Below are 8,793 nucleotides of genomic sequence, written 5' to 3'. Positions count from 1 at the left end.
AGCTTCAACCGGAGCCGACAGGGGCAAGCGCCGTCCCCTGCTGGCATTGCATCTCGTACGCATCGTGAGCTTTCTCGTGTTGGCTTTCGCCGGCACCGGACAGCTCCTCACCGTTGCCGTCGTTCTTTTCGGGCTGTCCTCGTTCCCCGTGATCCCGCTGACCACAGGATTGATCGCGGATCGCTTCGGTGGCACCGCCATGGGCGGGATTCTCGGCTCGACCTGGCTGATCCATCAACTGTTCGCTGCGCTCGGTGTGCTGATGGGTGGCGTGCCCCATGATGCCACCGGCAGTTACGGCATCTCTTTCCTCAGCGGCGCTGCGGTCCTGCTCGTGTCAACCGTCCTGACCTGGCTCATTCGAGAGCAGCGAGTAGCAGCACCGCAGCCGGCGATGCAGCCGAGCTGAGCTCCATCATCGATTCGGCCCGCACCGACTGCGCCTTGGATCGCCACAGTCGGTGCGGGCCTCGAGGTTCGACTGTCACCGACCGCCTCGATGAATGCTGCAATCCGCCAATGAACGATCGATTTCGGGAAGCGCTTGCACATACGGCACTTGCACATACAACGTTTTATCGTTGTCCCGGAGCGACAGGCGGGGCCACCAACCCGACCTCGAGGGTGCCCTGTGTACCTCCGGGAAGGTTCAACAAACGTTCCCTGTGCCAGTTGTGCGGTCGGTTCTCATGGAACGGGCCATGCGTACTCGATTGCCGCAGATGTCACTGGGAGGCCACTTCGGTCCCGAGGTCGATGCCGCGTGTCTGGCCGAAGAGCCGGCGGTCGACCGCTGGGAGGCGGGCGTCGAATATCCGAGTTGGGAGCAGACCGTCGCGCTGGCCCGCTTCCTCGATGTGCGGGTGCGCGATCTGGCCCACCCCGACGCCGAGCCCGGCACCACGAGGTCCGTCCACGACTCAAGATTTCGGGCCTGGCGATCCTGTCCTTCGAGCCTGCGGCCGTCTCAGCGGTCACAGCAGGTGCCGGCGCCACCGAGCGCACCACACACGACGATCACCCCGACGCCTGAACCGGATTCCGGAGCAGACCGGAGATATACGCGTTGACCTGGCCCGACGGTATGTCCCCGCGCTGCACTGATGACATGCCGCCCTGCGGTGGGGTGGACGACATCGCCACCGGGAACTATTTGGTCCGATGCAACGGCCGGTGCTGCAATCGCAGGTGTAACTGCGGTCCGGCCTGCACGAAGCGGTCCCTCCACATCTCACGAGGTCCGTGAGGTCTGCTAGGGGGTGTTCGCTACTGATGGAACCTCGGCGTCCGTTTCCGGCGGAGCAGTTGGGAGACTGAATTTCACGATGTCGAGAAGGGTGTCGCCAGGAAGATCCGGATAGTGCTGGTCCAGGGCTGCGTGAAGTGATTCGAGGCAATCGATCCGTCGAGTAGCGCGTCCTGCTCACTCAGTGCTGCGCGTGAGACGGTGCGCACCTGGTCCACGTGGGCATCGATCGTGATCGTTTCTCCGTTGCCCTTCTCGAAAACGAGGACCGCAGGGCCTGGACGAAAAGGATCGTCAACGCGGATAGTTTGGCGCTTGCGGCCCTCGCGGATGAGGGTTTCGTAGCCTTCCCACATGTAGATCAGCTGAGGCGCTTCCATGGCCTGCCAGTCGTAGGCATGAGGCAGAAGAACTCGGACCGTATGGGCTTGCAGACCGTTCGCTGCGCGGATGATGCACTCGATGTTCGGATCGAGGTCGAACAGGATCTGCCGACACTTGCCGCAAGGAGCGATCACGCTCGCCGTCGGCCCGTATGCCGCAACGACGGCCACGATCGGATCATCGGGGCAGTGCGCGGCGTGATTGGACAGCGCGCTGATCTCCCCACATGGCCCTCCGAGAAAGTGGTGAGTGTTCAGACCGAGTATCACCCGGCCCGAGCGAGTCAGGATCGCTGCGGCGACGGTATGTGCATCGCCGTCGTGGGTTGCGACCGCGTGGTCTACAGCCACAGCGACAAGTTCACGATGGTTTTTCGTCAGCACAGTCGTGATCCTAGAGCGAGCGAGAGGCAAGGGGCGCGGCCCTGCAATCAGCGCCCCCTGTTCCGTGATGTCTGTCCGCGTCGGACAGCATGAAGTCGCACACCGAGCACCCGCGCCCGGGGTGCGGTCGGCTACGTCAACCGTCCGTCCGACCCGACATCGAAGGGGCGTTCCTGGACCGGTTTATCAAAGGTCGGCAGACACACCCGGCCGCTGTCGAGATCGATCCGCCCGTCGTCGCCGATCGACAGATCGATGCGACCGTTCTGCTTGCCGGCGATCTCCTCCACTGCATGTCTGGTGCCCGGGGAGAAGAGCCCGTCCATCACACCCAGCATGCCCGCCCCCGCATCCGCCGAGCCACCGGATTTGCGCCGTCGCCAATAGATCCAGCCTCTGCGTTCGGCCCACAACGCCAACTGATCGAACCCCACCAGCACCGCCACCGCGATCGCGCCGACCACCACAATCTCCATTGCTCCCAACTCTCCCACTCTTCCGATCTTCGACCGAAGTATCACTGCGGCCGGCCACCCACTCGAGCTGTGTGCGCGGTACGTTGACATATCCCCACCACGATCCAGGCCACCGCCGGCACGCAGGCAGGGCCGCCGATGCGAATTCATTGCCCGAGGCGCACCAGAGCGCCAACGCCGACCACAGCCCCACCATCACCGCGCACGTGCCGGACCCGACGCCGCGCCCCTCTACGAGTCCCAGCCTCGCACCCACCCCCAGGACGCTGGGGCCGCAAGGTGCGGCGGGCGTGCTACACCTGCCAGGATCGGCGACAGCACCGCCGGGCGTACCGATGACCGCACACATCCAGACCCGACGAACCCCCGGACGGAACGGTTGAGCATCGGTCCTGAGCTGGTCCGATGACACCTCCCCGCCCTGGGCTGCCTCACCGCCGACACCGGAAAACGCACACCCTCGGCGCTGCTCGCATCCGGCCATCCGGAACATGCTGCCGGATAAGGTGACCGGTTATGGGCACCGTCCTGCACGCACCGCACCCCTGGCCGCACATCACCGCCGCCCTGCGCCGCCGAGGGTCCCGCCGCGTCGCCATCGCCTACCTCGACCACACCGCGCCCGACCTGTTGCCGCTGCGCGCCGGAGACCTGCTCATCGTCAATGCCGCCCGTACGGCCGTGCGCGCACACGCCACCTCCCCCACCGCCCTCGCGCGCTTCCTCACCGCCGGGGTGCGGGTGCTGTCCACCCCGAACCTGCACACCGGCCTGATCATTACCAGCGAGAAGGTGATCGTCGGTCCCGCCAGCGCCTCGCACAGCTCCACCGTGGCGGACGAAACCGCCCTGGCTACAGACGATCCCGACGCCATCGCCGCGGCGCATACCTTTATCGACGGTCTCGACGACACGGTCGAGGTCGACGAGGTGTTCCTCGACAGCGCCACCGCCATCTGGCAGGTCGGCCGCGCCGTGCCGCTGGCCGGGATCGGCAGCCGCGCCCGCACCGGCCACGACTTCCTCCCCGCCCCCGTGCGCCGGATGTTCTTGCGCCACAACGGCGACCACACCCCCGCCGCCGAGGACCAGGACACCTGGGCCACGCCCGCGCCGGAAACGAGTGGACCGAACCCGCGGTACCGCACCGAGTGGCTGCACGAGGACAAACCTGGCACCGACCGCCGCAGTCGCCTCCAGGCCGGCGACGTCGTGATCCGGATCAACGACGACGACACCACCTTGTTTCCACCGACGGTGGTCGAGACCGGCCCGCACCGCATCCCCCACACCCGCCATGCCGTGGCCTACCGATTACGCGTCCGCACAGACCTCGACCCCATCACCGTAACCGACGCCGCGCGCACCCTCGCCGAACACGGCCACCCCAACCCGCGGCTGCACCACGACCACCGCGTCATCTCTCCGAGCCTGCGTGCGGCGCTGCTGCAATTGTGGAAGCTGTGACCTTCGGCGTCTGTACGGTACGACTTCGCGCCAGCGAAGAATCCGGATCATGCTGATGTGGGACGAGTTCGAACGCAACCAAGCTGTATCTTGCCGTGAGCTGTACACTCGATCTCTTCGTCTCCGGGCGGAGTACTCGGGAGCGACGACCGATGTCAGAACACATTCAGGCGATATCCCCCACCCTGCCGCCGCCGCATGGACAGCCTCATCACCGAGCGGAGACGGACACCGGAGATGTTCCCGGGCGTCGTTCCGTTCCCCGGGCTGTGGGGACCTGCACTCGTACGGGCCGGGGGATGCAATGACCGCATGGGTGCAAATGCTGGTGACCATGGCCGATGGGCCTCGCCGGCCGATCCACGGTGTGATTGTCCCGTACCGCAACTCCGACGGGCCGTTGCACTACTACTACGGCACCTACGGTGAAGAGCCCGTCTTTCTTCCCGTCCGGCGAGGGGGCCTACGTCTGTACCGGTGGGGACGCCGATCGAGGATCGAATCGCTCGATGGGCACGTGCTGTTCGTCAGCGACGGCGTCACCGCCTGGGACTTCACCTCCGAGCCGGACCGTCCGCGCTGCACCGAACTGCGCCGGGTGCATTCGCCGGGTTCGGGCCGGTACCTCGTGATCACCCCACGGGTCGAGCATTGGGTCGGAGACCACCATGCCCGTCCGGCAGGACCGGTGACCGACCTCGAATTTCTCGGCCGCCGTTGCTGGTCCGTGGACCTGGCAGCGCGTGAGAATGACCGTATGCCCGAGCCCTCGATACGTCTGGTGGTCGATGCCGAGACCGGCACGGTGCTTGGACAGCATTCGGGTGACGGTATCGACGGCGCCGCATTCACCGACCTGATCGTGGGAGAATCGCTCGAGCCTTCCCTGTTCACGTGGGACGGACCGGTCGTCTCGGACGAGGAATCCCGCGCCCGCGCCGGACACGGCGGTCCGCCGGCGACACGGTGGGAGGAATCGATGCAGTGGTTCCGGGAGAACATCACCGCCGACCCCATCCACGTGCCGGTGCTGATGGACTTCACCCCGCGCCTGGTCGACCTGACCGATCCACAATCCGGTGCGTTCTCCGCACCACTGGGCACAGACCAGCGGACAGGCTGGATCATCCGACGACCTCGATCGAGCACACCATGGAGGGTGAGAGTGCACGGCCATCAGGTTGCTTGGTCCACCACGGATTTCGACTGGGCTTGTCAGATCTATCGGGGAACTCTCGACGACGCCGCGCTCGCATCCCTGCAACAACAACTCCATCCGCACGAGCCGGTCGTCGGGACACCCCGCCTCGTGTTCGGTGGTTCGGACGGCCCGTGAAAAACAGGCGGCCGTACCGTGATACGACCATCGACGCAGAGGACAGTTCCATCCGGCCCCTTCCGTGGCAGGGTCACAGACTGATGCCCGCGTGTGAGTACGTATCGGACCACGGCAGGCGCGGCTCCCTACCTCGTCCCTTCCCCGCGCCGAGGGGGTGCGGGGTGTCGTTCTTGCCGACCGGAACACCCATCATTCAGGCGGTGCGGACGATCTCCACGGCGAAGCGACCATCGACGGTCGGGGTGACGCGGGAGTGTGCCCAGCATCCGCCCGGGATGTGCGGCGAGTCGATCACACCCCACCCGTCGTCGTCGTTCCACATGCGCACGATGCCGGTCGTCTGCCCATCGAATGCCGCTGCAAGCGAATCCTGATCGGATGCGACGACGGTGAGCGTGTCGGCGGTGCCGTCGCGCTGCATCAGCACGAACACTCCCCAGCCGAGATACTCACGCAGGTAGCGCGTGTATCGGGCGGGCGCGGCGGTGAGCTCTGCCCGAACCTCTGGCGCCAGTTCGTCGTCCGGGTTCTCATCGAGCCAGCGGCGCATGTTGAGCCACTGCACCGCGGTATAGCGGTCCCAGTCCTCCTGGTCGGCGAGCATCATCTCCACGACGTCATACCCGAGTTCCCCGAACTGCTCGATCGACCCGGCAGCGGCAGGAAGTCGGCAACGCCGGTGGCGTGGCAGGCCGCCGCCGTCTCCTCGTCGGAAGGAGTCACGCGCCAGTAGGGCTCGCCGATCAACATCCTCCCGCCGGGACCGAGGCTGCGGGCGAGCAACTCGGCGGTCCCGGCCACTCCGTTACCGATCCACGTGGCGCCGATGCACGCGGCGAGATCGACCGACTCGTCCGCGACGTGACCCGGAGGCGTCGCCATGGACGAACGCCACGCGGTCGGCGAGACCGAGGCCGACAGCGCGGGCGCGGGCCTGCTCGGTGAAGAGCGTGCTGATGTCCACGCCCGTGCCTGTGAATCCCAGATCACGGTCCCACGTGCAGAGCATCTCGCCCGAGCCGCTGGCGAGGTCGAGTACCCGTGTCCCGGGGATGACGTGGAGTGCCTGTCCGAGGGTGGCGAATTTGTCGGGGGTCAGCGGGTTGTGGATGCGGTGGCTGCTCTCACGGATCGTGAAGATCCATGATGAAATGCCTTCAGTATTTGAAGTTCGGGGATTTTTTGATGGCGCGGATCTGGCGGGAGATCTGCTTGACGGGCCGTTTCAGCTCGGCACGCAGCCGTGCGTCCGTCCGGGAGGCGCAATCGTTGTGACGTGGCATCTCGAGGGCGACGCCGGGTTCACCTCGACTCGCCGAAACGAACACGAGTTCGGCTCGGTTCACGCCTGACTCGGAGTCCTGCAGATTCGGCCGGCTCTTGCATCGAGTTCGGCGAGTTGTGCTTCCAGTGCTCGGTGGGTTTCGACTCCGCGGGTGCTGAGGTGAACTTCGACCCGGCGCCGATCTTCGGCGCTCACCTCACGGTAGACCAGTGTCCGGGAGACCAGCCTGTCGACGGACCGGGTGAGGGTGGCTCCTGATATGGCGGTATGCGACGACAACTCGGCCATCGATGCGCTTCCGTGGCGTGCGAGCGCATCGAGCACGAGCACATCATCGCAGGTCAAATCGAATTCGGAGCCGATCGACGTGAGCGAGGACACAATGGCTTTGGTAGCCTGCAGTAGCGCAACGACCGCTGAAGGAGAGTCGATGGTAGCGATATCGCCGGAAATCGCCGTTACTCGGGTCGCCAGCCGATCGGAGTTTCGGGGAGCCACGTGAGTCTCCTGCCTTTTCAGCCCTTCGATCTGTACGAGTGGCGGGACGATGAACCGATGCACCTCCGCCGACATTACCCGAGAGGATCCGATGTCGGCATCCGCGCCACACCGCCGGTCGGAGGTCTACCGGGTCGGCATGGTGATCCCGCTGCAAGGCCCAGGCGGTATCTTCGGACCTTCGTGCATGGCCGTCAGCGAATTGGCTCGACGCGAACTCAATGCGGGAGCCGGGTTCGGCGGCCGTGAAATTCAGCTCGAGTTCATCGATGGCGGTCGCGACCCCCGCGCGGTCACAGCCGAGGTGTCCGACCTGCTCGATGCCGGCGCCCTCGATGCGATCAGCGGATGGCACATCTCGTCGATCCGACGACATCTCGCGCCCGTCGTTCGTGGTCGGGTCCCGTATGTGTACACCTCGCTCTACGAGGGAGGCGAGGTCAGTTCCAACGTCTACTGTTCGGGAGAATCTCCCGAACAACAGATCTATCCGGCGATGCGGTGGCTGCGCGATCACCACGGTGTGCGGTCGTGGTACGTCGTCGGCGCCGACTATATTTGGCCGTTGCGTACGTATCAACTGATCGGACACTTCGCTGCTGCGCTCGGGGTGGACATAGTCGGTTCGTCGTTCGTTCCGATGGGCCGGGCCGATGACCCACAACTGCCCGTGGTGGCTGCGGAGAGTAGATGCCAGGCGGTGTTGACACTTCTGGTAGGCCAGGACGCCGTGGACTTCCACCGAAATTTCGCTGCCCGCGACCTCCATCACCGCATGCTCCGGTTCAGTCCCCTGATGGAAGAGAACATGCTCCTGGCCGGCGGCGCCGAGACGACCGAGAATCTGTTCGCATCCGCAGCCTATTTCCGCGCCTTGAACACCGAATCCTCTTTGCAGTTCGTCGGCAGTTACGTGAACGCCAACGGCTACGAGGCTCCCGCTCTGAACAACATGGCAGAGTCCTGTTATCAGGGGATCTACGCTCTCAGCCATCTTGCACGCCGAGCCGGAGGATTGGATCCGACCCGCTGTGATGCCCGGATCGACGGGTTGGAGTTCGACAGTCCTCGCGGCGTCGTTCGATTCGAGGGGAACCAAGCGCGGCAGCAGATCTATCTCGCGCAGGCGAACGGTTTGGATTTCGAGGTGGTTGCTGCCCTCTGACCAGCGTGTATATGCGGCCGGATCACCGCTGGGACAACGACAACGCGGCCACGGACACCGTGATTGCACCGATCGCCAGTGGTATCCCCAGGGTGGCGAACTGCTGCCAGGGGACGATGTGGCCGGCTCGGCGCAACTGATCTGCCCACAGCAGCGTGGCCAGAGAGGCCCACGGTGTCACGATCGGCCCGGCATTCGAGCCGATGAGCAGAGCGATCAGGGCTGCACCGGACGCGGCCGCGGGCTCGAGAAGCAAGTAGGCCGGAATGTTGTTGATCAGGTTGCTCAGCACCGCTCCTGTTGCGGCCGACACGAACAGCGTGCCGACGGAGTCGCCCTCCAGGTGCGCGAACGCCGCACGAACAAGCTGTTCGACGCCGAGGGAATGAACGACCTGAACCGCAACGGTCAGGCCGATGGCGAGAGCCAGGGCTGTCCACGGGATCAAGCTCGGGCGCAGAGCCGATCGGTCGGTGACCGCGAAGGCTGTCACGAGCACCATGGCCGCCGCCGACGTCGACCACCAGAAGGGGATCGACGTCGCGAGCAG

At 65.3% G+C, this 8,793-nt stretch carries 12 protein-coding genes and 1 pseudogene; 4 read left to right on the top strand and 9 right to left on the bottom strand.

Features of this window, described 5'->3' with window-relative positions:
- Nucleotides 1–409 (top strand): annotated as a pseudogene (locus tag A8G18_RS20750) (MFS transporter); the annotation flags it as partial.
- A gap of 316 nt (nt 410–725) precedes the next feature.
- On the opposite strand, the gene A8G18_RS20745 reads toward A8G18_RS20750, so the two are convergent.
- From A8G18_RS20745 to A8G18_RS20735, 3 genes are all read right to left on the bottom strand, one after another.
- Nucleotides 726–917 (bottom strand): hypothetical protein, encoded by a 192-nt coding sequence (locus A8G18_RS20745; protein WP_064065365.1) that lies wholly within the window; start codon nt 915–917, stop codon nt 726–728.
- 403 nt (nt 918–1,320) lie between these two features.
- On the bottom strand, nt 1,321–2,013 hold the full coding sequence (locus A8G18_RS20740; RefSeq protein WP_245207978.1) for an ASCH domain-containing protein: 693 nt from the start codon (nt 2,011–2,013) through the stop codon (nt 1,321–1,323).
- 131 nt (nt 2,014–2,144) lie between these two features.
- On the bottom strand, nt 2,145–2,489 hold the full coding sequence (locus A8G18_RS20735) for a hypothetical protein (RefSeq protein ID WP_064065364.1): 345 nt from the start codon (nt 2,487–2,489) through the stop codon (nt 2,145–2,147).
- Nucleotides 2,490–3,005: 516 nt separating this feature from the next.
- Between A8G18_RS20735 and A8G18_RS20730 the strand changes: the two genes are divergently transcribed.
- Nucleotides 3,006–3,956, top strand: a complete 951-nt coding sequence (locus A8G18_RS20730; RefSeq protein WP_064065363.1) for a hypothetical protein — start codon at nt 3,006–3,008, stop codon at nt 3,954–3,956.
- Nucleotides 3,957–4,290: 334 nt separating this feature from the next.
- On the top strand, nt 4,291–5,292 hold the full coding sequence (locus A8G18_RS20725) for a hypothetical protein (RefSeq protein ID WP_245207976.1): 1,002 nt from the start codon (nt 4,291–4,293) through the stop codon (nt 5,290–5,292).
- Between the two features lie 196 nt (nt 5,293–5,488).
- On the opposite strand, the gene A8G18_RS23505 is transcribed toward A8G18_RS20725, so the two are convergent.
- From A8G18_RS23505 to A8G18_RS20710, 5 genes are all read right to left on the bottom strand, one after another.
- On the bottom strand, nt 5,489–5,908 hold the full coding sequence (locus tag A8G18_RS23505; protein WP_245207973.1) for a hypothetical protein: 420 nt from the start codon (nt 5,906–5,908) through the stop codon (nt 5,489–5,491).
- Nucleotides 5,899–6,177, bottom strand: a complete 279-nt coding sequence (locus tag A8G18_RS23500; protein WP_245207979.1) for a hypothetical protein — start codon at nt 6,175–6,177, stop codon at nt 5,899–5,901. Before A8G18_RS23500 ends, A8G18_RS23505 begins: the two co-directional genes overlap by 10 nt.
- Nucleotides 6,101–6,304, bottom strand: a complete 204-nt coding sequence (locus A8G18_RS23495; protein ID WP_245207972.1) for a class I SAM-dependent methyltransferase — start codon at nt 6,302–6,304, stop codon at nt 6,101–6,103. The genes A8G18_RS23500 and A8G18_RS23495 overlap by 77 nt, the downstream gene beginning before the upstream one ends.
- 148 nt (nt 6,305–6,452) lie before the next feature.
- Complete coding sequence (locus A8G18_RS20715; protein ID WP_064065361.1) at nt 6,453–6,641, bottom strand: hypothetical protein; 189 nt, start codon at nt 6,639–6,641, stop codon at nt 6,453–6,455.
- Nucleotides 6,638–7,153 (bottom strand): MarR family transcriptional regulator, encoded by a 516-nt coding sequence (locus A8G18_RS20710; protein ID WP_084422013.1) that lies wholly within the window; start codon nt 7,151–7,153, stop codon nt 6,638–6,640. The genes A8G18_RS20715 and A8G18_RS20710 overlap by 4 nt, the downstream gene beginning before the upstream one ends.
- Nucleotides 7,154–7,217: 64 nt before the next feature.
- Here A8G18_RS20710 and A8G18_RS20705 point away from each other — a divergent pair, with 64 nt between their 5' ends.
- Complete coding sequence (locus A8G18_RS20705; RefSeq protein WP_231411878.1) at nt 7,218–8,243, top strand: substrate-binding domain-containing protein; 1,026 nt, start codon at nt 7,218–7,220, stop codon at nt 8,241–8,243.
- Nucleotides 8,244–8,265: 22 nt separating this feature from the next.
- Here the strand turns inward: A8G18_RS20705 and A8G18_RS20700 are convergent.
- Nucleotides 8,266–8,793, bottom strand: a 528-nt coding sequence (locus A8G18_RS20700) for an ArsB/NhaD family transporter (RefSeq protein ID WP_280747680.1), incomplete at its 5' end; no start/stop codon positions are given.

It is taken from the genome of Rhodococcus gordoniae, assembly GCF_001646655.1.
GTDB lineage: Bacteria > Actinomycetota > Actinomycetes > Mycobacteriales > Mycobacteriaceae > Rhodococcus > Rhodococcus gordoniae.
This window is presented reverse-complemented; position numbering and strand designations above follow the sequence as displayed.

Coding starts and splice junctions, on each gene's coding strand:
- A8G18_RS20735 (WP_064065364.1), bottom strand. CDS start 2,489: ATGGAGATTGTGGTGGTCGGCGCGATCGCGGTGGCGGTGCTGGTGGGG.
- A8G18_RS20730 (WP_064065363.1), top strand. CDS start 3,006: ATGGGCACCGTCCTGCACGCACCGCACCCCTGGCCGCACATCACCGCC.
- A8G18_RS20725 (WP_245207976.1), top strand. CDS start 4,291: ATGGCCGATGGGCCTCGCCGGCCGATCCACGGTGTGATTGTCCCGTAC.
- A8G18_RS23500 (WP_245207979.1), bottom strand. CDS start 6,177: ATGGCGACGCCTCCGGGTCACGTCGCGGACGAGTCGGTCGATCTCGCC.
- A8G18_RS23495 (WP_245207972.1), bottom strand. CDS start 6,304: ATGCTCTGCACGTGGGACCGTGATCTGGGATTCACAGGCACGGGCGTG.
- A8G18_RS20710 (WP_084422013.1), bottom strand. CDS start 7,153: ATGTCGGCGGAGGTGCATCGGTTCATCGTCCCGCCACTCGTACAGATC.
- A8G18_RS20705 (WP_231411878.1), top strand. CDS start 7,218: ATGGTGATCCCGCTGCAAGGCCCAGGCGGTATCTTCGGACCTTCGTGC.